Origin of the sequence: Marinobacter maroccanus, assembly GCF_002933275.1 — a bacterium.
In the GTDB taxonomy this organism is placed as follows: Bacteria; Pseudomonadota; Gammaproteobacteria; order Pseudomonadales; family Oleiphilaceae; genus Marinobacter; species Marinobacter maroccanus.
In genome coordinates this window covers 17,528-42,427 of the sequence record NZ_PSSX01000003.1, presented here as the reverse complement: position 1 = coordinate 42,427, position 24,900 = coordinate 17,528, and the positions used below count along the sequence as shown (strand labels likewise).

Below are 24,900 nucleotides of genomic sequence, written 5' to 3'. Positions count from 1 at the left end.
CCGCTGTTTCTGCACTGCAAGTTTCTCCCAAAACCGTTAAAGTACGCGCCTTGATCACAACAGATGGCAGTGGCGATGGGACTTCTGGTTTTTGTTACCGTTCTGTGGGCGTTTTCATTCAGTCTGATCGGCGAATTTCTGGCCGGCCAGGTGGACAGCGATTTTGCGGTGCTCAGCCGTGTTCTGCTCGGTGCTCTGGTGTTCCTGCCGTTCACCCGCTGGCGCGGCGTGGCTTCCGGACAGAAACTGGGCATCCTGGTAACCGGCATGTTGCAGTTCGGGATCACCTACCTGTGTCTGTACCGGTCTTTCAGCTACCTGACCGTCCCGGAAGTACTGCTGTTCACGATTTTCACCCCGCTGTATGTGACCCTGCTGGATGACGCCCTGTTTCGCCGCTTTTCTCCGGTGGCGCTTCTGGCGGCGGCTATCGCTACCGTCGGGGCGGGTATCATACGCTACGATGGGCTCAGTGAGGACTTCATCACCGGCTTTCTGTTGCTCCAGGTGGCGAATTTTACCTTTGCCGCCGGCCAGGTGGGTTACAAGCATGTGATGCAGCACTACCAGAGCGATATGCCTGCCTACCGCACCTTTGGCTATTTCTTCTTCGGTGCCCTGATCATTGCGCTGCCATCCTTCCTGATTTTCGGCAATGCCGACAAGCTGCCCACCACCCCGGTTCAATGGGGCATCCTGGCATGGCTGGGGCTTGCAGCCTCCGGTCTCGGCCTGTTCCTGTGGAACCGCGGTGCCTGTGTGGTTGATGCCGGCACCCTGGCTATCATGAACAATGCCCTGGTGCCTGCGGGCCTGATCGTGAACCTGCTGATCTGGAATCGCGATGCCGATTTGCTGAGGCTGGCGATTGGCGGTGGCGTGATTGCCTTCTCCCTATGGGTAAACGCGCGCTTCCATCCCCGAGCCCGGCTGGCGGTTTCAACATAAGTAACTGCACGCACTAAGGTTCCGAAAACCTCTGCCGTTACACTCCCATACGCAGGGTAACTTTTGGTGAATATCAATGATGTTCATCAAGGCTTACCCTTGTGCGCCTGTTTTTATTCCTGTGATCACCGTTCCGAGTCAAAAGGTCCGTTTATGCGTAAGAATCTCCCGGTTACCCAGCGTGAAGTCAAAATGCGTAAAGGCGGGCGGCTGATTACCACCACGGACCTGAAAGGGGTGATCACCTACTGCAACGAAGAGTTTGTGGAAATCAGCGGTTTCTCCCGGGAAGAGCTGGTTGGCCAGGCCCACAACATCATCCGCCATCCCGACATGCCCCAGGCTGTGTTCAAGGATATGTGGGATTACCTGAAGGCCGGCAAAGCCTGGATGGGTGTGGTCAAGAACCGCGCGAAGAGCGGCGACCATTACTGGGTTAGCGCCTACGTTACGCCGATTCGAGAGAACGGCCAGATGGTGGGCTACGAGTCGGTGCGGGTCGAGCCTACCCGCGAGCAGATTGCCCGGGCCGAGCGGCTCTATGGCAAGATTTCGGCAGGCAAGCTGACCTCATCTTTCAGTAACCGGGCGTTGTCGATGCTTCGCTCCGGCTGGCCGTTCCTGGTGTCGCTGGTGCTCAGCCTCGGTGCCCTCCAGATCAACCAGCCCTGGCTGGCAGCAGGTTTGATCGTTGTGGGTCACGCCCTGGGTTTTGGCCTCGTCTTCAGCTCGCTGGCCGCCCGTTTGCGCAAGCTGCTGGACTTGCGCCCAGATGCCTTCCGCGATCCCATTGTTGCTCGTACCTACAGCGACGAACGCGGACTGTTCTCCCAGCTGTCGCTGTTGCTGGTCAGTGAAGAGGCCCGGGTTCGGACCGCCCTGGCGCGTATTGATGACCAGGCGGAACTGCTCTACGAGCAGGCGAGAGCCTCTCACGGCTATATCAGTGACGGTGCATCGGCCATTGCCCGGCAGCGGGCGGAAACCGACCAGACGGCCTCGGCCATCAATGAAATGACGGCTTCGATCCAGGAAGTGGCCGAGTCGGTCACCAGCAATGCCCGGGAAGCCGAAGAGGCCAATCGTCTGGCCGGTGTTGGCAGCGACCGGAGCGCCGAGGCGCTGGTGGCCATCGAGGAGCTGGTAACCCGTGTAAACGGGATTGGCGCAACCATCAGCAAGCTGGGTGAGTCCACCAACAGCATCGGTGAAGCCGCCAACCTGATTTCCGAGATTGCCGAGCAGACCAATTTGCTGGCTCTGAACGCAGCCATTGAAGCGGCCCGCGCGGGTGAACAGGGTCGCGGTTTCGCGGTGGTGGCGGATGAAGTGCGCTCCCTGGCCCGTCGGACCCGGGATTCCACGGTGCGGATCCAGAACGTTATCGACGACTTCCGGCAGCAGGTGGACTCGGCGGTTCAGGCTACCCGTGACGGCGAGGCAGTGGCAGGCCAGGGGCTTGAGAAGGTCAGGGAAGCGGAGAACTCCCTGAAGGATATCGTAACGTCCATCCAGACCATTTCTGACAGCTTTATCAGCATGTCTGCAGCCTTTGAAGAACAGAGCCAGGTGTCCGACGAGATCAATCGCCAGATCACCAACATTGCCGAACTGGCCGATCACAGTGATGCCCAGGCCGACTCTGCCAAGCAGAGCAGCGACCGGCTCAGCGCCATGTCCCGTGGCCTGAAAGACCTGATCGCCAGGTTTATCAGCAAAAACGGCTAGTTAGCTTTTTCTTCCTTGCCCTCCCGCCGGATCAACCCGGTTCGAGAGGGCGCCAGCACTGGCATCGACGCGCCAGTGCTGGCAGAATCCCGCCCCAATTGCCCCGGCAACGCCGTGGCTATCCCTTTTTAAGACATTCCTCAGCCAAAAGCACAGGAACACAACATGACTCAGTCCAACTCGGTTTCGGGCAACGGTTCAGGGGCCGCCCGTGGTCTCTGGTCCTCCCGGTTGGCGTTTATTCTGGCGGCAACCGGTTCGGCCGTCGGTCTCGGCAATATCTGGAAGTTTCCTTACGTTACCGGCGAGAACGGTGGTGGCGCCTTCGTGCTGGTTTACCTGCTGTGTATCGCAGTAATCGGTATTCCCATCATGATGGCGGAAGTGTTTATCGGCCGAAATGGCCGCCATAACCCCATCACCAGCATGCGCCTGGTGGCAGAGCGCAATCTCAGCGCCCCGGGCTGGCGGATCTCTGCCATCATCGGGATGATCGCGGCTTTCGTGATTCTGTCCTTCTATTCCGTGATTGGTGGCTGGGCGGCGTCCTACGTAGGACATGCCGCCATGGGTGACTTTACCGGCGGCACCGCGGATTCCATCGGTGAGCTGTTTGGCAGCCTGCTGGCCAGTCCCGGTCAGTTGCTGCTCTGGCACACCCTCTTTATGGCGCTGGTGATTCTGGTGGTTTCCCAGGGACTTAAAAGTGGTCTGGAGCGGGCTGTTACCATCCTGATGCCGGCTCTGTTCATTCTGCTGCTAGTGGCGGTTGGCTATGCCACCACGACGGGGCATTTTGGTGAGGCCGTCAGCTTCCTGTTCACGCCGGATTTTGGGGCTTTGACCATTAACGGGGTTCTGATAGCCCTCGGTCACGCCTTCTTCACCCTCAGCCTGGGCATGGCCATCATGATGGCCTACGGTTCCTATCTGGGCCGGGATGTGTCCATTGGCCGAACGGCCGTCAGCGTTGCAATCATGGACACCGTCGTCGCCCTTCTGGCCGGCCTGGCCATCTTCCCGGTGGTGTTTGCCAACGGCCTGGAAGCCGGTGCCGGCCCCGGACTGATTTTCCAGACCCTGCCGCTGGCATTCGGCAATATGCCCATGGGCGGCCTGTTTGGCACTCTGTTCTTTATCCTGCTGCTGTTCGCTGCCTGGACCTCCGGCATTTCCCTGCTGGAGCCGGTGGTTGAATGGGTAGAGGAAAAGACCAGCCTGGCCCGCACAGGTAGTGCCGTTCTGGTAGGTGTGCTTTGCTGGGCACTGGGTATTGCCTCGATCCTGTCGCTCAACGTCTGGGCCGACGTGGCGCCGCTCGCCATGTTCGAGCGCTTCGAGGGCAAGACCATCTTTGACCTGCTGGACTTCTTTACTGCCAACGTGCTGCTGCCGCTTTCCGGCCTACTGACGGCGGTATTTGTCGGCTGGTTCGTGGCCAGGGAATCGCTGAAAACCGATCTGGCGCTTCAGGGTGGAGCCTTCACCCTTTGGTACAACCTGATCCGGTTCGTCACGCCTATTGCCGTTGCCATCGTGTTTGTTTACAACCTGATGTCGTGACGCCTGTCTGAGCGACCTGATGGTTGCTCGCGCACAAAAAAGCCCGGCGGGTTAAACCGTCGGGCTTTTTGTTTTTCCGGCCCTCATAGTATCAGTAGTTGCCAGCGTCTCTTAGGGCATCGACATGGGGGCGAACCGCTTTTATGTCTGCCGGAGGTGCATTGCTGGCACTCTCCATGGCACCCATTGCGCTTTGCATCATGGCCCGCATCTGGGCCTTCTGCTCGGCGGTCATGTTGGGATTGTTTTCAATTTCCGCCATGGCCGCGTCCATCTCCTGACGGGCGGCAGGATTCTGCTGCTCCATCTCGATGGCCATCCAGGCCTGGAAGATCCGGTCGCCGGTTGCAGCCCAGTCTTCAAGGCTATTGAAGCCGTGGTTCTGCACGAGATCCTCAAGCTGACCATAGGCCTGGTGACCTTCCAGTTCCTTCAGCGAATCGGAGAAAATGCGGGAGAAGTCGGGCATGGTGCCATCATTCTGGCTGTCCATGTCGTCACTCAGGTCCTCAAATTCGGAGCTCAGCTGCTCTGCTGCTTTCAAGCTATCAATAAACGATGAGATGGTCTGGTCTGACAGGCCCTGGGCCTGGGTGCCCGCGGAAAAAAATGCGAGCAGGGTAAACAGGGTGGTGATGACTGCAGTGTGGATTGATGCAGGTAATGGGCCGCGCATAAGTGTCTCTCCTTGTGTTGGGCCCCGGATTCCTTATGCCGGGAGCCCTATGAGAGTAGCGCTTTCACGGATTCACTGCCAAATTTTTGGTGTGCCCAGACTCAGAAAAACAGATCCGGCAACCAGGTGGCAATCTCCGGGAAGATCATGATCAGGATGATGCCGATGATCTCCACAATCACGAAGGGAATGATCGATTTGTAGATATCCTTCATGGTGATCGACGGTGGCACGATGCCCTTCAGGTAGAACAGGTTGAAGCCGAACGGTGGCGTCATGTAGCCGATTTCCATGTTGATCACGAACAGGATGCCGAACCAGATCGGGTCGAAGCCCAGGGATTCCACAATTGGCATGAATACCGGCAGGGTGATCAGCATGATGCCCACAGGGTCCAGCACCATGGCCAGCAGGAACACGATCACCATCATGGCGATGATGATGCCCCAGGGGCCGCCGGGAACCATGTTCATCAGGCCTTCGATCAGCTCCTGGGCGCCCATGCTCTGGTAGGCGGCGCTGAACGCGTGGGCCGCGAACAGGATCCACATGATCATGCCGGTGAGCTTGAAGGTGCGGATCGCGGCTTCTTTGAGAATGCTCCACTTGAACTGCCGGTACACGGCGGCGGAAATGAGGGCGCCGAAAACACCCATGGCAGCGGCTTCAGTCGGGGTCGTGATACCACCGATGATAGAGCCCAGCACCATCACTACCACGCCAATGGGCAGAAGCACGGCTCGCAGAGCCCGGAATTTCTCCGGCCAGGTGCCCCGCTCTTCTTTTGGCAGCGCCGGTGCCAGTTCCGGCTGCAGGTGGCAGCGTACGATGATGTAGATGGCGGTCAGCACCATCAGCAACACGCCTGGCATGATGCCCGCAGCGAACATCTTGCCAACGGAAACACCGGTGATCAGGGCGTAGAGGATCATCAAAATGCTGGGCGGAATCAGGATGCCCCAGCCACCGCCAGTATTGATTACACCCAGGGCCATGCTCTTGTCATAGCCACGCTCGAGCATGGACGGCAGGGCGATGGTTCCCATGGCAACTACTGCGGCACCGCTGATGCCGACCATGGCGGCAAACACCGCGCAGATGCCAAGGGTGCCGAGGGCAAGGCCGCCTCTGAGGCCGCCGCACCACAGGTGCATCATCCGGTACAGATCCCGGGCCACACCGGTACGCTCCAGAATCATGGCCATGAACACGAACAGAGGGATGGCGACCAGGGTAAAGCTTTCCATTGTGCCCCAGATCTGGGAGGCCACCATGTAGAAGGAATCAAAACCCCAGGTGAAATACAGGAACACCACCGAGACGCCACCGAGAACAAACGCCAGCGGCAGGCCCAGCAGCAGGAAAAACAGCAGCGAACCGAAGAACAGGAGAGTCAGGGCTTCAATGCTCACAGCTGATCTCCTTCAGGTTCGGACTCTTGAGGCGTGTAGTAATCGAGGTTGAAGGCCACGGCGATGTCTTCAAGCAGTTTGACCAGCCCTTGCAGAACCAGCAGCGCGGTGCCGATGGGAATGGCCAGCTTCACCGGCCAGATGGGTGGATTCCAGGCCGAGTAGGAGGTTTCCCAGCCGGACATGGATTCCTGGGCCATGTCGATCCCGAACCACAGCAGGGCGAGTGTGAAAATGAAGAAAACCACCGAGGTAACAATATCCAGTGCCGCGCGCTTCCGGGGCTTCAGGTGCGAATGCAACAGGTCCACGTTGACGTGGCCGCGATGGGCCATGATGTAGCCACCGGACATCACAGCGTAGACGCCGAAAAGCATCTGGGTCAGTTCGTTGGTCCAGACCGTGGGAGAGTTGAGAAGATAGCGGAACCCGACTTCAAGAAGCAGGAACACGAACATCGCGAAAATCAGGAGGGCAACCCACCGGCCGATGAAATCGTTGAGACGGGTAACCCCTCTCATGAATGCGGCGATCATCACACTCATGGCATTCTCCCACGGGATGCTAGTTTGGTTCGGGGAAAGAAAGGCCGGAGTCGAAGACCCCGGCCCTGGTCAGAACACTGGCTGATCAGAGATAGCCGAGATCGGCCAAGTAGCCTTTCAGCATGTCGAGCGCCTTCTTGGCGTTCTCGCTGCGCTTGCCTTCTTCATCCCACATGGCCTGGGCGGTGGCGACCAGCTTGTCCTGGACTTCATCCGGGAGAACATTCAGTTGCACGCCCTGTTCCTCAATGGCCTTGGCCAGGGTGATGCGCTCCTTGTACTGATACTCGTTGGTGCGGATCCAGAACTGCTCGTTGAGAGCATCCTTGACGATCTTCTGCATGTCTTCCGGCAGCTTGTTCAGAGCCTTCTGGCTGACGATGATGACGTCGGTACCGGCAATGTTCAGGGCCGGCTGCACATGGTACTTGGCCACTTCATACAGGCCCATGCTGTAGGCACCCTGGGCCGCACCCCAGTGGGCGCCGTCCACGATGCCGGAATCCAGAGCTGAGTAGAGTTCACTGCCCGGAATATACGAGGCGGCGGCCCCGGCTTCGGTCAGGAAGGTTTGCAGGGCACCGGATGAGCGGATCTTCAGGCTGTTGAAGTCCTCCACGCTTTCAATCGGCTCCTTGACCACCATTTCAGTGGGGTAGACTTTGTCTGTGGCCCAGTAAACGTCATGCTTTGCCGCTTCGTCCCGGAGCATCTGTTCGAACCCCAGATTCTGGTGGAAGTAGGCGGCCTCCCAAACGTTGCGGAAGGCAAACGGCAGGCCAGAGGCAATGCCGGCAAGGGAGATCTTGTCCTGGGCATAGGCCGGGGAAATGGTGCCCATTTCCAGGATGCCACGGCTTACCGCGTTGAAAGTGTCCGTGGCCTTGAACAGCGAGCCGGCCTCGTAAAGCTGCAGTTTCAGACGGCCATCAGTGCGCTCTTCCAGAACCCGTTTGATCCGGCCAAGGCTATCTGTGTAGGAGCTGCTGGAGCCGGGCCAGTGGGACTGGACTTTCCAGGTAAAGGTGTCCTGGGCAGCGGCGGGCGCTGCGGACAGGGCAGCGGTAATACCGAGGGTAAGGGCTGACGCATACACCGTCAGAGTCTTGCGAGCAGTAGCAAAGAGTTTCATGAGCGTGCCTCGTTCATTGTTGTAGTGGCTTTGCTTTGTGTTTCACTGTGCAGAACTCGTAACTGCAGGGTGAATTTTATTCTCTGAATCTATCACAACATTGGGGCTTTGCAATAGGATGTTTGTCGTTCGGATTTGCAGTCCGTCTACCTGTAAGGGTAGTTCATCAGTCTCATTTTCACCGACCCCTGGAAGTGCGGTATCAGCGCCTGAAGCCTGCTCATTGAAGGCGTCCAGCGGCGATGAAAAATAAAAGGTTCGGCCGGCTACTCGTTGTCTTTTTCATTTTTCGGCGTTCTTGATGGGTTATGTTTTACCAGATGAAACCGACTTCCAAATATATTGACTCAAAACCGTAAGGCGTGACAAATTACGAAAACAACAGGACCACAAAGACAACATGAGGCCCCCGGCCCACCTGGAACCAATATCTGATGGATGAGGAAAACCGCCACATTACCCAAGGGCAGGACCTGCCCGGCTTCCATAGTCTGCTTGGCTACCGTCAGGCGTCCTGGGAAGAAAACAAAGCGGTCATCGAGCTTGAACTTCGGCCCGGGCATCTGAATCTGGGCGGCGTTATCCATGGTGGCGTACTGACGTCCCTGCTGGACATTGCCATGGCGCAAGCGGGTACTTACTGCCCGTATCCAGGCAGAATGCGCAAGGCCATCACCCTGTCCCTCACCACTACGTTTACCGGCCAGTGTTCCGAAGGTGTGATCCGGGTAACCGGGCGCAAACGCGCCGGTGGTAGCCGGATCTTCAACAGCACGGGCGAGGTACATGACGAACAGGGCAATCTTCTGGCCATTGCCGAGGCCACATTCCGTATCCGATCCGGCAGCGAAAAGCCGGAGGGCGTGCCGATCTGAATGGCGTAATCTAAACAGGTGATTGCCGGTCTTATGGCGGTCACGAAACAAAACAACAAGAGGAAACGGCAATGTTCGAGCTGTCTGACCGGGCGAAACAGCTGCAGTCTGAGTTAAACGAGTTCATGGCTGCCCATATCTATCCGAACGAAGAGACACATCATCGACAGATCGAAGATGCCGAGAACCGCTGGGCGCCGGTACCGATCATCGAGGAACTGAAGGTCAAGGCGAAAGCCGCCGGCCTGTGGAACCTGTTCCTGCCGGAAAGTGAATTCGGCGCCGGGCTGACCAACTACGAATACGCCCATCTGTGTGAAGTCATGGGCCGCTCGGCCATGGCGCCGGAGGTGTTCAACTGTTCCGCGCCGGATACCGGCAACATGGAAACCATCGCCCGCTACGGTAATAAAGAGCAGCAGGACAAGTGGCTGAAACCGCTTCTGGCCGGCGAGATCCGCTCCTGTTTCTCGATGACCGAGCCGGATGTGGCCTCGTCCGATGCTACCAACATCGCCTGTGAAATCCGCCGTGAGGGCGACGAGTATGTGATCAACGGCAAAAAGTGGTGGTCCTCCGGCGCCATGACCACCACCTCGAAAATCGCCATCGTCATGGGTAAGACCGATCCGGAGGCCGAGAAGCACAAGCAGCAGTCGATGATTCTGGTTCCTCTGGACACGCCAGGCGTGAAGATGATTCGCCCGTTGACGGTGTTTGGCTACGACCATGCGCCCCACGGCCATGCCGAGATTCACTATGAGAACGTGCGAGTGCCGGTGGAAAACATCCTGCTGGGTGAGGGCCGGGGTTTCGAAATCGCCCAGGGGCGCCTTGGGCCGGGCCGTATCCATCACTGCATGCGCACCATCGGTGTGGCTGAGCGGGCACTGGAACTGATGTGCAAGCGTGCCAATGCCCGCGAGGCGTTTGGTAAGCCGCTGTCCAGTTTCGATTCCATCCGCAAGGATATCGCCCGCAGCCGCATCGAGATTGAGCAGGCGCGGCTGATGACCCTTAAGGCAGCGCACATGATGGACACCGTCGGTAACAAGGTGGCGCGTCAGGAAATCGCGATGATCAAGGTGATTGCGCCAAGCATGGCGCTGAAAGTTCTGGACCGGGCGATTCAGATTCATGGCGGTGCCGGTGTATCGCAGGACACCTTCCTGGCCGAAGCCTGGGCCAAGGTGCGCACTCTGCGTCTGGCGGATGGGCCCGATGAGGTGCATCTGGACTCTGTGGCCAAGATTGAGCTTCGCCAATACCGCTGATTCCCCGTTCGTTCTCAAAGTTTTGAGCATGAGGATCGATTAATGACTAACCCACTGTTTGATATGACCGGCAAGGTCGCCCTGATCACCGGCTCCACTAAAGGCATTGGCCGCGCCATCGCCGAAGAAATGGCCCGTCTGGGCGCCAAAGTGGTGATCTCCAGTCGCAAGGCGGATGCCTGCGAGCAGGTCGCCAGCGAGCTGAAACAACAGGGCTATGAAGCCATCGCAATTCCTTGCCACGTTGGTAAAAAAGAAGACCTTCAGAACCTCGTCGACAAGACCAACGAAGCCTGGGGCACCATCGACGTACTGGTGTGCAACGCCGCCACCAACCCGGTTTACGGCACCACCGCCGAGATGACCGACGACGCCTGGGACAAGATCATGGACACCAACGTCAAAGGCACGTTCTGGCTGACCAACATGGTGTTGCCTCAGATGGCCGAAAAAGGCGAAGGCGCGGTTGTTCTTCTATCTAGTATTGCGGGCATCCGCGGCAACACCACCATCGGCACTTACGGTGTTTCCAAGGCCGCCGAAGCCGCGCTGGCCCGGAACCTCGCCGTGGAATGGGGTCCGAAGGGTATTCGTGTTAACAGCATCGCTCCCGGCCTGATCAAGACCGATTTCGCCAAGGCTCTGTGGGAGGACCCGGTGCGCGTGAAACGTGCGGAAGACAAGACGCCGCTTAGACGAATAGGCGATCCGGTCGACATCGCCGGCCTGGCCGTCTTCTTGTCGACAAAGGCCAGCGCCTACGTCACTGGCCAGGTCATCGTCGCCGACGGCGGCGAAACGATTTGTTAAGAAGGCATCACCGAAAGTATGCCGATGCAGGCAGGTGGGGGTGTCTTTGTGCAGGGAACAAAGGTGTCTGAGCGAAGCGAGTTCTTTTTCCCGGAACAAAGACACCCCCACCTGCCTGCCGCTGCCCCCGCACACGGGGCTGATACGCCATAAATGAAGGCAACAAAAAAGATGAGCATGACCCCAGAACTGGTAGACGTCCTGCCAGCCCACAAATTTGATGAAACCAAACTCCTGAGCTGGCTTCAGCACGCTATTAACGGTTTCGGAGACAAGTTGGACGTGAAACAGTTCCAGGGCGGACAGTCCAATCCAACGTTTCTGTTGGATACCATCAGCGGTCGATACGTGCTCAGGAAAAAACCACCGGGAAAGACGCTGCCTTCGGCTCACATGGTGGAGCGAGAGTATAAAGTCATGCGTGCGCTTTCCGAATACACAGAGGTTCCGGTGCCGGTCACCCGTGCGCTTTGCGAGGACAGCAGCGTTATCGGCACGGCGTTCTATGTCATGGATTATCTGGAGGGCCGCATTGTAAGCCATCCGGCGCTGCGGGCGCTGGATCGTGGGGAACGGATGCCGGCTCACCTGTCCGCCATCGACACCCTGGCTGCGCTGCATTCTGTGGATGTAAACCAAATCGGCCTTGGTGACTACGGTCGTCCGGAAGGTTATGTAGCACGACAGGTGTCGAGGTGGACCAAACAGTACCTGGCATCCAAGACCGACGAAATGCCTGCCATGGACAAGCTCATGGAGTGGCTACCGAAGAACCTGCCGTCCACCGATGAGTGCGCCATTGCCCATGGTGATTACCGTTTTGGCAATCTGATGCTGGCGCTGGACAAACCGGAAGTAATTGCCATTCTGGACTGGGAGCTGTCGACGTTGGGGCACCCGCTGGCAGATTTGGCCTACTACTGTTTGCCTTATCACCTGCCGTCCGATATGGAAGGCATGCGCGGACTGGTGGGTGAGGATCTGGAGGCTTTAGGTATTCCCGACGAGCAGGAAACCATCGCGCGTTACTGCCGCCAGACTGGTCGTGACGGCATCGCTGACTGGCACGTGTTCCTGGCGTTTTCGCTGTTCCGCCTGGCGGCGATCGTTCAGGGCGTCTACAAGCGTGCCCTGGACGGCAACGCCGCGAATGCCGACGCACTGCAGGTGGGCAAGCGGGCCAGTCTGCTGGCGGAGGCCGGCTGGCGGATTGCCAGTGAGGGTGAGCGGTCATGAACGAGCCGATGGTTCAACGCATCCTGATCACCAACGACGACGGCATCAACGCTCCGGGTCTGAAAGTGCTCGAGCAGATCGCCCGCAACCTCGCCGAGGAAGTTTGGGTAGTCGCGCCCGAGCACGACCGCAGTGGCGCCGGCCAGAGTATCTCCATCCATGACCCGTTACGGGTGTATGAGCATGCCGAAAGGCGCTATGCAGTCTCCGGTACACCGGCGGACTGTGTCCTGTACTCGCTGGCCCAGTGGTTTGGGGAAACGCCGCCGGATCTGGTGCTGTCCGGGGTGAACTGCGGCGCTAATATCAGCGATTCCGTGCAGTATTCGGGCACCGTTGGGGCGGTGCTCAGTGCCGAGCACATGGGCATACCTGCCATTGCACTGAGCCAGGCGTTTCTGAGCCGCGAAGGTGTGGATTGGTCACCGGTCGCCCTCTATGGGGAAACCGTGATACGCCAGTTGTGGCAGCCGGGACAGAACCGGGCCTGGAACGTGAATTTCCCTGCCTGCGAGGCGGCGGCCATCACTCAGGCACGGCGGTGCAAGCAGTCCAACGGCTCGATTCAGCGCGCGCGCCTGCTGGCGGGCCAGGATGCCCGAAGCCTGCCGTACTGGTGGCTGGGTTTTGATCGCAGCTCCCGCCACATCGTGGCGCCCGATGAGGACGTCAGCGTGTTGCGGGACAACGCCATCGCCATCACACCATTGCGCCACCGGGAAGCTCTGCCCGGCGGCACCGACGTTTTTGATCTGGCCGCGACAGCGGCTCAGTAAACCGAATAAGGGGATCACAACAATGACATTTACCCGCCATTACGCCGTCTGGCCCAGAGAACTGCCCAAGAGCATGGCGCTGCCCCGAACCAGCGTGTTTACCAACCTGGAAATTTCCGCGCGGCGTTATCCTGACCGTAACGCGATTATTTTTTACGATGCGCCGATGACCTACAGCCGGCTGTTCCGTGAAGTGGAGATGATGGCCGGCTATCTGCAGGCACAGGGTGTGGCAAAAGGTGACCGGGTGTTGCTGTACATGCAGAACTCTCCCCAGTATGTGATTGCGTACTACGCCATCCTGCGCGCCGATGCAGTCGTGATTCCCATCAATCCAATGAACCGGGCGGCGGAACTGGAGCACTTTGTTGCTGATACCGGTGCCAAGGTCTGCCTTGCGGGTCAGGAACTGGCCGGCTTTATTGCCCCTTTGCTGGAAACCACCGATCTCGAGCACATCTTGGTGGCCTCCTACAGCACGTATATTGACTCGGACACCGACCTGGATCTGCCTAACGAAGTCGCCGCCCCAGCCTGGTCGAAAGAGATGGCCGGGGTGGTTAGCTGGGAACAGGCGCTGGCGAAGGATCATACGCCGTCTGTCCATACCGCCGGCCCTGAAGATCTGGCCGTGATTCCCTACAGTTCCGGCACCACCGGAGCACCCAAGGGCTGCATGCACACCCACCGCAGCGTGATGGCCACCGCTGTGCACCGGGCGTTCTGGAACCTGAGCACCGCCAACACGGTGCAACTGGCGACCCTGCCGTTCTTCCACGTGACCGGCATGACCGGCTCCATGAACAGCCCTATCTACAGCGGTTCCACCACGGTGATCATGACCCGCTGGGACCGCACCACCGCAGCGCGGCTGATCGAGCGGTATAAAGTTACCGGCTGGACCAACATCGTCACCATGGCGGTGGATTTTCTCTCCAACCCGGACATCGGCCAGTACGACCTGAGCAGTCTCACCACCATCGGCGGCGGCGGGGCCGCCATGCCCGAGGCCGTGGCGGCCAAGCTCAAGACCATGACCGGTCTGGATTACATCGAGGGCTATGGCCTGTCGGAAACCATGGCGGCCACGCACATCAACCCCTCGAATCGCCCGAAACCCCAGTGTCTTGGCATTCCGGTGTTTGATGTCGATAGCCGGATCATTGATGTCGACACCCTGGAAGAGAAGGGCCCTGGCGAGACCGGTGAAATCGTCTCTAACGGGCCTCAGGTCACCATTGGTTACTGGAACCGTCCTGCCGAAACCGAAGCCGCGTTCGTGGAGATCGACGGCAAGCGATTTTTCCGCACGGGTGATCTGGGCTACTACGATGAGGAGGGCTATTTCTTCATGGTGGACCGGGTCAAACGGATGATTAACGCGTCCGGTTACAAGGTCTGGCCATCCGAAGTCGAGGGCCTGATGTATCGTCATCCCGCTATTCACGAAGTCTGTATTATCTCCTCGCCGGACCCCAAGCGCGGTGAGACCGTGAAGGCCTGTATCGTGCTGACCCCGGAGGCAGAGGGCAGGACCTCGGCTGAAGACATCACCACCTGGTGCAAGGAACAGATGGCGGCCTACAAGATTCCAACCCTCATCGAGTTTGTCGACCAGTTGCCGAAGTCGCCCACCGGCAAGCTGATGTGGCGGGCGCTGCAGGAAGAGGAGTGGGAGGCCAGGTCCTGAGGGGTCAGCTCCGCACGTACATGGCGAGATTTTCCACCACGCAGGCGGGCTTGTCCCCGCCGCGAATTTCCACTGTGGTGCGATAGGTGGCCAGCGTGCGTTGGTCATCTACCCGGACCACATCCAGCAGTTCCATCTTGCTGCGGATCTGGGCACCGGATTTCACGGGGGCGGGGAAGCGTAGCTTGTTCAGGCCGTAATTGATGCTGGCGCTCTTGCCCTGCACGTCAATGACCTGCTGGTTTAGCAGTGGAGTCAGGGAGGCGGTCAGATAACCGTGGGCCACCGTGCTCTTCCACGGTGACTCACGCTCTGCCCGCTCCACATCCAGGTGAATCCACTGATGGTCACCGGTGGCGTCGGCGAAGGCCTGTATCATCTCCTGGGTGATGGTTTTCCAGGGGCTGTAGCCAATCACCGAGTTCTTGTGGCGAGCGAGGTCGTCCAGTTCCACTGTCAGCATGTCTGCGCTCCAGGCAGGTTCGTCAGACCGCGTAGCCGAGATTTTTACTGTCCAGAAGCCGAACCAGCGCTGGCCAGTTCGGTCCGGACCTTCCATACGGCTTTTCTCAGATCCTGTTCAGTCGACTGTTCGCTTGTTGTCATTGTGTTGTCCCCAATCCCCGGAATAACAGTCGTTTGCCGTTTACTGTAGCAGGGCAGCGTAACGCTCCAGATGGAAGTCATCATCGCCGAGCTGATGGTTAATCATGATCAGGCGCTTGGCGTAATGGGCGAAGTTATATTCCCAGGTCATGCCGATACCACCATGGGACTGGATGCCCTGCTCGGAAATGAACTGGCCACTGCGGCCAATCACGTTCTTGGCGGCTGCGAGAATCCGCCGGCGCTCGTCGCTCTGGGGTTCGTCGGCGACGCTGGCTGCCAGGATAGCCATGGAGCGGGCCTGCTCCAGCTCCGACATCATGTCCACCATCCGGTGCTGAAGCACCTGGAACTTGCCGATGGGTACGCCGAACTGCTTGCGCTGCTTCAGGTAGTCCAGAGTCAGGTCACAGGCCACTTCCATGGCGCCCACCGCCTCACCGCACAGTGCGGAAATGGCGCGTCCGGTCTGGTATTCAATGACGTCTGCAGCCTTGCCTTCCTCGCCCAGCAGCGCGTCGGGGCCCAACTTGACGTCGTTCAGGACCAGATCGCAGCCCTTCGAGCCATCAATGGTCGGGTAGGTGCGGCGTTCCAGGCCCTCCGCGTCTGCGGGTACCAGGAACAGGCTGATGCCTTCGGCATCGCGGCTGTCGCCAGAGGTACGGGCAGACACCACCAGGACATCGGCGCAATGGCCACCAATCACCACGGCCTTTCGTCCGTGCAGGGTATAGCCCTCACCGGATTTCTCCGCACGGGTTTCGACATCGTTCAGGTTGTAGAAACTCTGGGGTTCCTGCAGACCCACGGCTGCCCGTACCTCGCCGCTTGCGATACCGCCAAGCCACTGTTCCTGCTGTTCGCTGTTGCCGGCCTGGCTGATCAGCCCGCCGCCCAGAACCACGGATTGCAGGTAGGGCTCGATACACAGACCACGACCCAGTTCAGTCATCACGCTCTGCACTTCAACGCCAGTTCCACCAAAGCCCCCGAGCTCTTCCGGGAAGGGCACTGCCGTGAGGCCCAGCCCACCCAGCTGTTTCCAGAAGTCGGCACTGAAACCCAGCTCCGATTCGCTGTATTCCAGGCGCTTTTCAAAACTGTATTCACCGCGAACCAGGCGGGCCACGGTGTCCTGCAGCATCTGCTGCTCTTCGTTCAGTCGGAAATCCATGGTCGCCTCCTTAAAGCCCGAGAATCATTTTCGACACGATGTTTTTCTGGATCTCGTTGGATCCGCCGAAAATCGACAACTTGCGGTTATTGAAGTACTGGGGAGTCACCGGTGCAGCGTTCTCGTCAGAAAGGAAGTCGCCGTCGTAATCCAGATCCATTTCCTCTTCCACAAACGGAATGGCATAGGGGCCAAGGGCACGGCGAGCCAGGTCGTTGATGGTCTGGCGAATTTCGGTACCGCGGACTTTCAGCATGGAGCTTTCCGCCCCCGGCATTCCGCCGCCTTCCACGGACGCGATAATGCGCAGGTTACTGATTCCAGCCGCCATCAGATCGATTTCAACCCGGGCGATGCGCTGGCTGAATGAGGCATCCTCGATCAGCGGGCGACCATTCTTGATCCGGCGGGTCGCCAGCTCTTTCAAGTGCTGCAGGGCGGCCTTGGAGATGCCAATGCCGGCCAGGCCGGTGCGTTCGTAGGTCAGCAGGTACTTGGCGTAGGTCCAGCCCTTGTCTTCCTCGCCCACCAGGTTCTCAACCGGGACTTTCACGTCTTCGAAGAACACCTCATTCACTTCATGCTCGCCATCCAGGGTGATGATCGGGCGTACGGTAATGCCCGGCGTATCCATGTCGATCAGCAGGAAGGAAATGCCCTCCTGGGCCTTCACTTCGGTATTGGTGCGCACCAGGCAGAAGATCATGTTGGCGTGCTGGCCCAGGGTGGTCCAGGTTTTCTGGCCATTCACGATGTAATGGTCGCCGTCGCGAACGGCCCGGGTCTTGAGCGACGCCAGGTCGGAGCCGGCGCCAGGCTCGGAATAGCCCTGGCACCACCAGTCCTCGCCACTGAGAATGCGTGGCAGGTATCTCTGTTTTTGCTCTTCGGTGCCAAACTTGATAATCACCGGCGCCACCATGTTGACGCCGAAAGGCACGGAACGGGGTGCACCATAGCGGGAGGACTCTTCATCCCAGATGTGTTTCTGAACCGGACTCCAGTTCACACCGCCATATTCTTCCGGCCAGTGGGTAGCGTACCAGCCCTGTTCATTGAGGATTTTCTGCCAGCGCTGATGGTCCTCCTTGGACAGCCGGCGGAACCCTTTCACCTTGGCGGCGATATCCGCGGGCAACTTCTCATCCAGGAACGCGCGCACTTCGTCACGGAAGGCGAGTTCCTCGGCGGTGTAGTTCAAGTTCATGGGAAAACCTCGTTCGCGTTGATCTGTAAATCAGCTGAAAGCCTGGATGCCGGTCTGACCACGACCCAGAATCAGGGCATGAACGTCGTGGGTACCCTCATAGGTATTCACGGCCTCCAGGTTCATCACGTGGCGGATCACGTGGTACTCGTCGGAAATGCCGTTGCCGCCGTGCATGTCCCGGGCAACCCGTGCGATGTCCAGGGCTTTGCCACAGTTGTTGCGCTTGAGCAGTGAAATGGCATCCGGCGTTGCCGTGCCGGCATCCATCATGCGGCCCAGTTGCAGAACCGACTGAAGGCCGATGGTGATCTCGGTCTGCATATCCACCAGCTTTTTCTGGATCAGCTGGTTGGCGGCCAGGGGCTTGCCGAACTGCACGCGCTCCAGGGTGTAGTTGCGGGCCGCGTGCCAGCAGAACTCAGCGGCGCCCAGTGAGCCCCAGCTGATGCCAAAGCGGGCCTTGTTGAGACAGCTGAACGGTCCTTTCAATCCCTCTACCTCAAGATGGTTTTCTTCCGGAACGAACACCTCGTCCATAAAGATGGAGCCGGTTTCCGACGCCCGCAGGGAGAACTTGCCCTGGATCTTTGGCGTGTCCAGACCCTTGGCGCCCTCGCGCTCGATCACAAAACCGTTCACCTTTCCGTCCAGCTTGGCCCAGACCACGAAGACGTCGGCAATCGGTGAGTTGGTGATCCAGGTTTTGGAACCACTCAGCAGGTAGCCGCCGTCCACTTTCTTGGCCCGGGTTTCCATGCCGCCCGGGTCGGAACCGTGATTGGGTTCGGTCAGGCCGAAGCAGCCGACGTATTCGCCCGAGGCCAGCTTGGGCAGGATGCGCTTTTTCATCGCTTCCTTGCCGTAGGAATAGATCGGGTACATCACCAGGGACGATTGAACGCTGAGGGCCGAGCGGTAGGCCGAATCCACCCGCTCTACCTCCCGGGCAATCAGGCCGTAGCAGACATGGTTCAGACCCGGGCCGCCGTATTCTTCAGGCAGGGTAGCGCCCAGCATGCCGAGTTCACCCATCTGGTTAAAGATGGTGCGATCGAACGTTTCATGCCGGTTGGCCTCGGTGATGCCGGGCATCAGTTGCTCATCACAGAAGCTGCGGATGCTGTCTCGAACCTGCCGCTCGGTTTCATCCAGTTGGGAATCGAAACCGAGCAGATCATTCCAGGGTGCGGAAGCCATTTTGTACTCTCCTGAAAGCGAATATCGAAAGTCCGGTTCTAGGGCCGCCGGACCAATCTGTGCTATCTTTGTGTTAACGGTGTTTCATTAAGCGAAACACAGTTTTGTAATTTGCTCCTGAAAGACTAATCCGGGTGTTGTGGAAATGCAAGCAGTGTTCAAACCTGACCAGGTGACCCTGTTGTGAGCGGCATGTTGCAGTGGCTGGTCTCCCTGGCCGTCGTTACAGAGCTGGTGGCCATCTGCCTGGAACACCGGCTACTGAGTGCCCTGGCGGGCCTGATGTTCGTTACTGCCTTTCTGATTGGTGCCGGGCGCCTGCAGGGGTATGCCCGGATGCTCCTGGTTGTCGCCCTTGTGGTGCTGGCGGGCCTCGCCTGGCGTGGTTCTCTGGACAACGAGCAGCTGCTGAAGGCTGCGTCCGACGCGGCCTTCTATTCCGCGTTTTTGGGCAGCCTGGGCATGATGCAGTGCCTGGTGCGAAGGTTCGAAGTCTTGCGGCGGATTCACGATGTGCTGCTGGGCGGCAAGCCCATACTGCTCTATCCCAAATACGCCCTGGTCAGTTGTGGCGTTGCCACGGTTCTGAGCTTTGGCATGATGAACCTCCTGTGTGGAAGCCTCTCCGAAACCCTTCGTGAGCGCGGGATTACCGGCGAGTCCCGTCTCCAGTGGTTACGCAGTGTTCTGATTAGTGCCCTGAGAGGCTTTGCCCTGGTGCCTCTGGTGGCGCCCACCAGTGTGGCTGTGGCGATCCTTACCCGGGAGCTTCCCCAGTTGAGCTGGTCTCAGCTGCTGCCATTCGGAGTGGTTGCAGCGATTCTGATGGTGCTGATTGGCTGGGTGCTGGAACAGCGTCGGTTCCGCGAGGTCAGCAGTGAACGCATCGCCGTAGAAGGTTGGCTCCCGGGCACCGGGCGTCTTCTGTTCCTTATCCTGCTGGTATTCACGGTGATGGCGGGCCTGGTGGCGACCACCGGCTTCAAGGTGTCGGTGGCAGCCATGCTGTCGGTGCCGACCGTGACACTGGTTTACATGCTGTGGCAGGAACGGGGGCTGATGCCGGTTCTCAAGGAAGGCGCTGGCCAGGTATGGGGTATGCAGAATGAAATGGCCATTTTCGCCGCTTCTGCCATCCTCGGTGTTGCCCTGTCTGCGGTCATTCCGGCAGATGCGCTTGCAGGCCTGGTCGCCACTGGCGGCGGCGTTTTCCTGGTCGCAGTTGTTGGCATGCTGATGCTGCCCATGTTCTCCATGATCGGCATCATTCCCATCACAGTTCTGAGTGTTCAGGCGGGTTTGTTGCCACAGCTGGTGGCCGAGGGAATGGAGCTGCTGCCGGTTGCCGTGGCCCTGGTGATCGGATTTTCCCTGGCCATGATGCTCTCGCCTTTCGGCCCCTCGGTCATGCTGCTGTCCCGATTCGGGCAGATCTCCCGGTGGGTGGTCGCGTTTCGATGGAATGGGTTGTTTGCGCTGATAGCGCTGCCAGTGCTTCTGGTACTGACAGCGCTGGTGGCCTGGCTGGCACCGGGTCAATAGCCCCGGTCAGTATCCACAATCCCTGAAATAGCACGCCCGGCGGCATGATCCCGGATCTTGCCGGTGATCTGCTCAATGGTGGCATCCCGAAGGGTCCGGGCCGAGATATGCGGGGTGATGGTGATTTCCTTTCTTTGCCAGAACGGGTGCCCTTCCGGCAGGGGTTCCTTTCGGAACACATCGAGGGAGGCGCGCAGCAGTTTGCCCTCGTCCAGCGCCCGAAGCAGGTCCTCGTCAACCAGGTGTTCACCCCGGCCAACATTGATCAGCACGGCACCCGGCTGGAGCCGGCTAAGCAGATCATAGTTGATGATGTCCCGGGTTTCGTCGGTCAGGGGCAGTGTGTTGACCAGAACACGGGTGGATTGCAGAAAGTCGCCCAACTGGCCCGGGCCGGCGTAGGTGCTGACACCCTCGACGCTGTGTTCTCCGCGGGCCCAGCCACTCACCTGGTAATCCAGGTCGGCCAGAGTGCGGGCCACCCGTTTGCCGATATGACCCAATCCCATGACACCCACCGGCCATTCGCTGCGCTTGATCGGACGATGAATCTTCCAGACGCCCTCGCGCTGCTGCTCCCGATAGGTTTCCATCCCGCGGCTGGCTTCCAACAGCTGGTGCAGCACGTACTCAGCCATCTGCACCGACATGCCCGCGTCTTCCAGGCGCACAATCGTGAGGTTTTGCGGCAGGTTGGCAACCTTGAGCAGGCCGTCAATGCCGGCACCCAGGTTGAACACCGCCTTCAGGTGCGTTTCCCGCTCGAACAGCGCTTCAGGTGGCTGCCACACGATAGCGTAATCGGCGTCAACGGCGGGCCCCTCCGGATCCCAGACGAAAATCTCTGCATCCGGTAACTGCTCCTGGATAGGCACCGTCCAGCGCTCCGGTTTCGGGTCGCCTGCCACAAAAAGAATCTTCATTTTGCCTCCGGGGGTCGCCACAGGGGGCGTTGACTGTTAATTTGTTTTGCAATGCAGAATAGGGTATCGGTTAAACAGATTAAAGTTGGTACCAGATACCGCCATGCGATTCGAGATTTGAAACATTACTGATAAGTGTTTCATATTTGGTACGGATTTTGAAAAGACTTTCTGGTACTTGATTTCTGCAGCGATTAAAATGGCGCATCTTTAGTTATTCACCAAATTAATACACCGGGCACCGGAGCGGGCGACGCGGTTGGAGGACGTCCCATTATGGCAGGAAAAAAGCAGATCTCACCCGAACTGAAAGTGGCATCCACTGACGGTGAGCCCGTGAAGCCGGAAAAAGACCGCAAGTTTGTCGAGGCCCTGTCCCGCGGCCTCGACGTGCTCCGCGCCTTCAGCCAGGGTCCTGTCATCCTGGGGAACCAGGACATCGCCCGCATCACCGGGTTGCCCAAGCCGACCGTGTCGCGGATGACCTACACCCTCACCAAATTGGGTTACCTCAGCTACAACACCCAGCTGGAGAAGTATCAGCTCAGTTCCGGAGTACTGGCACTCGGTTATGCCTACGTGTCCAACCTCAAGGTGCGCCAGCTGGCCAAGCCCTACATGGACGAGTTCGCCCGCCAGACCAACATGTCGGTTGGCCTCACCTGTCGGGACCGGCTGCACATGATCTACGTGGAAAACCGTCTGCCACCGGAAGCGTCCCTGTTGCGCATGGACATCGGCCTGAAACTGCCCATGGCCAGCACCTCCGCCGGCCGCGCCTACTACTGCGCCGTCAGTGACAAGGCCCGCCTGGTGATCGACGACGCCATGGCCGCCAAATACGGTGACGACTGGCCAGAGAAAAAGGCCGGCCTCGACCAGGCCATGAAGGATTACAATGAACACGGCTTCTGCCTGTCCATCGGAGAGTGGGACCGCAACATCAACTCCGCCGGCGTGCCCATCCACCTGCAGGACGGCACCATCATGGCCCTGACCTGTGCCGCGCCGTCCTACCTGGTGCCGGCTGAAAAGCTTCGGGGTTCCATTGCCCACCAGCTGGCCATGCTGGCAGGCGATATAGAATCATTGGGAGTCTGATTTTCGCAACCTTGGGGGAAGAGCTGTCGGACAGGGCATTCCGAAACACGCTGTGAATACGTCCATGTACGCTCTGCTCCGCCATCCCTGGCTCCGCAAGGTTTCGGAATGCCCTGCCCGACAGCTCCCATAAGTTATGGGGAGCCCCTTACAGACGAGCCCTGAATTAGAGAAACCGCAGAAGAAACTCTGCGGTTTTTTTATACCTGTAGTTTAATGGGTGGTTGAAACCGTCACGGAACTTGTATTAAATCGTACGCATGTTTCGCTAGTTAAAACCATATTTCAGAAAGAGTGCGAGGAGAAATTATGTCTGAGGTCGTTAGCTATAACCGGGAAGGCAACATCGGCGTGATTACCGTGAATTACCCGCCGGTAAACGCCCTCGGCCAGGCTGTTCGCTCCGGTCTGCTCGCAGCCCTGGAGCAGGGCCAGAAAGATACAGAGGCCAAGGTGCTGCTGCTGGTTTGCGAAGGACGCACCTTTATTGCCGGTGCCGACATCCGTGAGTTCGGCAAACCCATGCAGGAACCCACACTGCCGACACTCGTGAATACCTTTGAAAACAGCGACAAGCCGCTGGTTGCCGCGATCCATGGCACCGCCCTGGGTGGTGGTCTGGAAACCGCGCTGAGCTGTCACTACCGGGTTGCGGTCAGCAGCGCCAAGGTGGGTCTGCCGGAAGTAAAGCTGGGCCTTCTGCCCGGTGCTGGCGGCACACAGCGGCTTCCGCGCCTGACCGGCGCCCAAAAGGCGCTGGAAATGATCACCACCGGTGAGTTTGTCGGCGCCAACGATGCCCTGGCCCTGGGCATTCTTGATGCCGTGGAAGAAGGCGACGATATCCGCGCAGTGGGCATGGCCTATGCGCAGAAAGTGGTCGACGAAGGCAAGCCGGTGCGTCGTGTTTGCGATATCACCGACAAAATCGAGGCGGACAAGGGCAGCGATGTCTTTGACCAGTTCCGTGCCGAGCTGAAGAAGCGGGCCCGGGGTCTGTTCTCCCCGTTCAAGTGTGTCGATGCCGTGGAAGCGGCCTTCAATCTGCCGTTTGACGAGGGTATGAAGCGCGAGCGGGAACTGTTCATGGAATGCATGGAATCACCCCAGCGCGCTGGCCTGATCCATTCGTTCTTTGGCGAGCGTGAGGTCTCCAAGGTCAAGGGTCTGCCCAAGGATACGCCGGTTCGTGACGTGAAGAGCGTTGGCATTATCGGCGCCGGCACCATGGGTGGCGGTATTGCCATGAACTTCGTCAATGTGGGCATTCCGGTCACCATCGTCGAAGTAAAACAGGACGCTCTGGACAAGGGCCTGGCCATCATTCGTCGCAACTATGAGAACTCCGCCAAGAAGGGCAAACTGACCCAGGAGCAGGTGGAGCAGCGGATGGCACTGATCACCCCGAGCCTGACCTACGACGATTTCCGGGACGTTGACCTGGTGATCGAGGCGGTATTCGAGAACATGGCCATCAAGAAGGAAATCTTTGCCAAGCTTGACGAGGTCTGCAAGCCGGGCGCGATTCTGGCGTCCAATACCTCAACCCTCGATATCGACGAGATTGCGTCTGCCACCAAGCGCCCGGAAGACGTGGTGGGTATGCACTTCTTCAGCCCGGCTAACGTGATGAAGCTGCTGGAGAACGTGCGCGGCAGCAAGACCTCCGACGAGGTCAAAGCCACGGTGATGGCAGTCGCCAAGAAGATCAAGAAAGTCGGTGTCATGGTGGGCAACTGCTATGGCTTTGTCGGCAACCGGATGCTCCACAAGCGCGGCACCGAAGCCATGTCACTGGTGGATGAGGGCGCTACCCCGCAGCAGGTCGACAAGGTGCTGACCGATCTCGGCTTCCCCATGGGTCAGTTCGCGATGTCTGATCTGGCCGGTATTGATGTGGGTTACCGGATTCGCGAAGAGCGACGCAAGGCTGGCGAGGATATCCCGGCCAGCTGGATGGACAAACTCGCGGAGCAGGGTCGCCTTGGCCAGAAGACCCAGGCCGGTGTATACAAGTATGAGGAAGGCAGCCGCAAGCCGATTCCGGATCCGGAGGTGGAACAGCTGATCGAGCAGTTCCGCAAGGAGCAGGGAATCACGCCCCGGGAGATAACCGACCAGGAAATCCTCGAGCGCTGCGTGTATGTGATGATCAACGAGGGTGCGAAGATCCTCGCGGAAGGCATCGCCGATCGCCCGCTGGATATCGACATTGTCTGGATCTACGGCTACGGCTTCCCGGCCTATCGCGGTGGCCCCATGTTCTGGGCCGATCAGGAAGGTCTGGATACGATTCTTTCTGCGGTGAAGAAGTACCAGGATACCGTTGGTGGTGAGCAGTGGGAGCCGGCGGCTTTGCTTGAGAAGCTGGTCAGTGAAGGCAAGAAATTCGGCGATCTTTAAATTATAGCTTGGGGCTGGTCGCGGGGCGGGGTGTCTTTTCCTCTGGGAAAAGCAACTCGCTTCGCTCAGACATCTT

The 24,900-nt window shown here is 58.8% G+C and carries 21 protein-coding genes; 12 read left to right on the top strand and 9 right to left on the bottom strand.

What is annotated here, in order from left to right:
• Window positions 1–75: 75 nt before the first annotated feature.
• The 3 genes from KEHDKFFH_RS04835 (at window position 76) to KEHDKFFH_RS04825 (ending at window position 4,239) form a co-directional block, all read left to right on the top strand.
• Complete coding sequence (locus KEHDKFFH_RS04835) at window positions 76–948, top strand: carboxylate/amino acid/amine transporter (protein WP_104320870.1); 873 nt, start codon at window positions 76–78, stop codon at window positions 946–948.
• Window positions 949–1,101: 153 nt separating this feature from the next.
• The gene (locus tag KEHDKFFH_RS04830; protein WP_104320869.1) at window positions 1,102–2,676 is read left to right on the top strand and encodes a methyl-accepting chemotaxis protein; all 1,575 of its coding nucleotides are present in this window, start codon (window positions 1,102–1,104) and stop codon (window positions 2,674–2,676) included.
• A 165-nt stretch (window positions 2,677–2,841) separates the two neighbouring features.
• Window positions 2,842–4,239, top strand: coding sequence for a sodium-dependent transporter (locus KEHDKFFH_RS04825; RefSeq protein ID WP_104320868.1), 1,398 nt, complete (start codon window positions 2,842–2,844; stop codon window positions 4,237–4,239).
• A gap of 91 nt (window positions 4,240–4,330) precedes the next feature.
• Here the strand turns inward: KEHDKFFH_RS04825 and KEHDKFFH_RS04820 are convergent, their stop codons facing one another.
• The 4 genes from KEHDKFFH_RS04820 to dctP form a co-directional block, all read right to left on the bottom strand.
• Window positions 4,331–4,915, bottom strand: a complete 585-nt coding sequence (locus KEHDKFFH_RS04820; protein WP_104320867.1) for a hypothetical protein — start codon at window positions 4,913–4,915, stop codon at window positions 4,331–4,333.
• A 101-nt stretch (window positions 4,916–5,016) separates the two neighbouring features.
• Window positions 5,017–6,327, bottom strand: coding sequence for a TRAP transporter large permease (locus KEHDKFFH_RS04815; protein ID WP_104320866.1), 1,311 nt, complete (start codon window positions 6,325–6,327; stop codon window positions 5,017–5,019).
• Complete coding sequence (locus KEHDKFFH_RS04810) at window positions 6,324–6,872, bottom strand: TRAP transporter small permease subunit (protein ID WP_104320865.1); 549 nt, start codon at window positions 6,870–6,872, stop codon at window positions 6,324–6,326. Before KEHDKFFH_RS04810 ends, KEHDKFFH_RS04815 begins: the two co-directional genes overlap by 4 nt.
• Before the next feature lie 85 nt (window positions 6,873–6,957).
• Window positions 6,958–8,004 (bottom strand): TRAP transporter substrate-binding protein DctP, encoded by a 1,047-nt coding sequence (gene dctP / locus KEHDKFFH_RS04805; RefSeq protein ID WP_104320864.1) that lies wholly within the window; start codon window positions 8,002–8,004, stop codon window positions 6,958–6,960.
• A 434-nt stretch (window positions 8,005–8,438) separates the two neighbouring features.
• Here dctP and KEHDKFFH_RS04800 point away from each other — a divergent pair, with 434 nt between their 5' ends.
• From KEHDKFFH_RS04800 to KEHDKFFH_RS04775, 6 genes are all read left to right on the top strand, one after another.
• The gene (locus tag KEHDKFFH_RS04800) at window positions 8,439–8,879 is read left to right on the top strand and encodes a PaaI family thioesterase (protein WP_104320863.1); all 441 of its coding nucleotides are present in this window, start codon (window positions 8,439–8,441) and stop codon (window positions 8,877–8,879) included.
• Window positions 8,880–8,950: 71 nt separating this feature from the next.
• On the top strand, window positions 8,951–10,153 hold the full coding sequence (locus tag KEHDKFFH_RS04795; protein WP_104320862.1) for an acyl-CoA dehydrogenase family protein: 1,203 nt from the start codon (window positions 8,951–8,953) through the stop codon (window positions 10,151–10,153).
• Window positions 10,154–10,195: 42 nt separating this feature from the next.
• The gene (locus tag KEHDKFFH_RS04790; RefSeq protein ID WP_104320861.1) at window positions 10,196–10,963 is read left to right on the top strand and encodes an SDR family NAD(P)-dependent oxidoreductase; all 768 of its coding nucleotides are present in this window, start codon (window positions 10,196–10,198) and stop codon (window positions 10,961–10,963) included.
• Between the two features lie 171 nt (window positions 10,964–11,134).
• Window positions 11,135–12,199, top strand: coding sequence for a phosphotransferase (locus tag KEHDKFFH_RS04785; RefSeq protein WP_104320860.1), 1,065 nt, complete (start codon window positions 11,135–11,137; stop codon window positions 12,197–12,199).
• Window positions 12,196–12,975 carry a 5'/3'-nucleotidase SurE gene (gene surE / locus KEHDKFFH_RS04780; protein WP_104320859.1) on the top strand — a complete coding sequence of 260 codons (780 nt, stop codon included), beginning with the start codon at window positions 12,196–12,198 and terminating at the stop codon, window positions 12,973–12,975. The genes KEHDKFFH_RS04785 and surE overlap by 4 nt, the downstream gene beginning before the upstream one ends.
• Before the next feature lie 22 nt (window positions 12,976–12,997).
• Entirely contained in the window at window positions 12,998–14,665 is a 1,668-nt protein-coding gene (locus KEHDKFFH_RS04775; protein ID WP_104320858.1) for a long-chain fatty acid--CoA ligase, read from the top strand.
• Window positions 14,666–14,669: 4 nt separating this feature from the next.
• Here KEHDKFFH_RS04775 and KEHDKFFH_RS04770 read toward each other — a convergent pair whose 3' ends face one another.
• From KEHDKFFH_RS04770 to KEHDKFFH_RS04750, 4 genes are all read right to left on the bottom strand, one after another.
• On the bottom strand, window positions 14,670–15,224 hold the full coding sequence (locus tag KEHDKFFH_RS04770) for a MaoC family dehydratase (protein ID WP_241956434.1): 555 nt from the start codon (window positions 15,222–15,224) through the stop codon (window positions 14,670–14,672).
• A gap of 87 nt (window positions 15,225–15,311) precedes the next feature.
• The gene (locus KEHDKFFH_RS04760) at window positions 15,312–16,448 is read right to left on the bottom strand and encodes an acyl-CoA dehydrogenase family protein (protein WP_104320856.1); all 1,137 of its coding nucleotides are present in this window, start codon (window positions 16,446–16,448) and stop codon (window positions 15,312–15,314) included.
• A gap of 10 nt (window positions 16,449–16,458) precedes the next feature.
• Window positions 16,459–17,655, bottom strand: a complete 1,197-nt coding sequence (locus KEHDKFFH_RS04755; RefSeq protein ID WP_104320855.1) for an acyl-CoA dehydrogenase family protein — start codon at window positions 17,653–17,655, stop codon at window positions 16,459–16,461.
• Between the two features lie 30 nt (window positions 17,656–17,685).
• Entirely contained in the window at window positions 17,686–18,855 is a 1,170-nt protein-coding gene (locus KEHDKFFH_RS04750; protein WP_104320854.1) for an acyl-CoA dehydrogenase, read from the bottom strand.
• Window positions 18,856–19,047: 192 nt separating this feature from the next.
• Here KEHDKFFH_RS04750 and KEHDKFFH_RS04745 point away from each other — a divergent pair, with 192 nt between their 5' ends.
• Complete coding sequence (locus tag KEHDKFFH_RS04745) at window positions 19,048–20,397, top strand: hypothetical protein (RefSeq protein WP_192875750.1); 1,350 nt, start codon at window positions 19,048–19,050, stop codon at window positions 20,395–20,397.
• Here KEHDKFFH_RS04745 and KEHDKFFH_RS04740 read toward each other — a convergent pair.
• Complete coding sequence (locus tag KEHDKFFH_RS04740) at window positions 20,391–21,320, bottom strand: 2-hydroxyacid dehydrogenase (protein WP_104320852.1); 930 nt, start codon at window positions 21,318–21,320, stop codon at window positions 20,391–20,393. The genes KEHDKFFH_RS04745 and KEHDKFFH_RS04740 overlap by 7 nt on opposite strands.
• Before the next feature lie 276 nt (window positions 21,321–21,596).
• Between KEHDKFFH_RS04740 and KEHDKFFH_RS04735 the strand changes: the two genes are divergently transcribed.
• Both KEHDKFFH_RS04735 and KEHDKFFH_RS04730 read left to right on the top strand, forming a co-directional pair.
• Window positions 21,597–22,421 (top strand): IclR family transcriptional regulator, encoded by an 825-nt coding sequence (locus KEHDKFFH_RS04735; RefSeq protein WP_104320851.1) that lies wholly within the window; start codon window positions 21,597–21,599, stop codon window positions 22,419–22,421.
• Between the two features lie 309 nt (window positions 22,422–22,730).
• Window positions 22,731–24,824 carry a 3-hydroxyacyl-CoA dehydrogenase NAD-binding domain-containing protein gene (locus KEHDKFFH_RS04730; RefSeq protein ID WP_104320850.1) on the top strand — a complete coding sequence of 698 codons (2,094 nt, stop codon included), beginning with the start codon at window positions 22,731–22,733 and terminating at the stop codon, window positions 24,822–24,824.
• The last annotated feature ends 76 nt before the right edge of the window (window positions 24,825–24,900 follow it).